This is a genomic window from Variovorax sp. N23, from assembly GCF_025486315.1.
Lineage (GTDB): Bacteria > Pseudomonadota > Gammaproteobacteria > Burkholderiales > Burkholderiaceae_C > Variovorax.
Map to the genome: position 1 here is coordinate 1 of NZ_JAOOPY010000037.1, position 1,340 is coordinate 1,340.

The following is a 1,340-nucleotide window of genomic DNA, read 5'->3' on the forward strand; positions in this document are numbered from 1 at the left end:
AGCTTCGGCTCGGCCATCCGCAGCGACTTCGTCTGCGGCATGGCCAAGGTCCGCGGCAAGTTCGTCATCGTGCTCGATGTGGCGAACGTGCTGTCGATCGAAGACCTCCCCACCCTGGCCGATCTTGCGGCCTGATTCGAACCACCATACCTGACACCCCCCAGAAAGCGTCCCATGCTGAAGAATCTGAAACTCGCCCCGAAGCTGTTCGGCGCCTTTGCCGTCGTGCTGGTGCTGATGGCCGGCTTGGGACTGTTTGCGTTGGCGCAGATGTCCAAGGTCAACGACTCCTCCACCGAGATCGCCTCGAACTGGATGCCCAGCATCAAGTTCGTCAAGGAGATCGACACCAACACCTCCGACTACCGCATCGCCGAACTGGAACATGTGGTCAGCGAAGCGCCGGCCGACATGCAGGCCGCCGAGGCCAAGATGCGCAGGTTGATGGAGTCGATGGAGAAGACCGAAGGCCTCTACGCCAAGCTGATCTCGTCGCCCGAGGAGCGATCACTCTTCGACCTGTTCCTGAAGCAGTTCAAGGATTACGTCGTGGTGCACGACCGCATGCTGGTGCTCTCGCGGGCGTTGAAGACTTCGGACGCGATGGCGCTGATGAACGGTGAATCCAGCAAGCTCTATGACGCCTTCTCGGACACCCTCGCCAAGCTGGTCGAGTTGAACGAAAAGGGGGGCAACGACGCCAGCGCCGCAGGTGACAGCCTTTACGCGGCGGCCCGTCTCTGGGTGATCGCCATCCTCGGCGCCTGTACCGTCCTGGGCCTGGCCATGGCCTGGGCCATCACCCGAGCCATCACCCAACCCCTGGCGCAGGCGGTCAAGGTCGCCAACCAGCTGGCGCAGGGCGACATGGCGGTGGAGATCGCCGTCGATGGCAAGGATGAGACCGCCCAGTTGCTGCAGGCGATGAAGGACATGGCATCGGCCACCGCCGGCAGCGTGGGCGATGTGGTGCGGGTGGTCGGCGGCATGGCGCAGGGCGATCTGACCCAGCGCATCACCGAGCAGTACCAGGGCGTCTACGAAGAGCTCAAGACCTACGTCAATGCCACGGCCGACAAGCTGGCCGATGTGGTCGCCGAAGTCAATGGCGGTGCCGAATCGCTGGCCAGTGCCTCCGAAGAGGTGAGCGCGACGGCGCAGTCGCTGAGCCAGGCGTCGAGCGAGCAGGCCGCGGGTGTGGAAGAGACGAGCGCGTCGATGGAGCAGATGACTGCTTCCATCTCGCAGAACACCGAGAACGCCAAGATCACCGACAGCATGGCGACCAAGGCGGCGGCCGAAGCCAGCGAAGGCGGCGAAGCCGTCAAGGCGACGGTGGT

At 63.7% G+C, this 1,340-nt stretch carries 1 protein-coding gene; it reads left to right on the forward strand.

Going from position 1 to position 1,340, the window contains the following annotated elements:
- Positions 1–174: 174 nt before the first annotated feature.
- On the forward strand, positions 175–1,340 hold a 1,166-nt coding region (locus N8A90_RS25325; RefSeq protein ID WP_262078049.1), incomplete at its 3' end, for a methyl-accepting chemotaxis protein.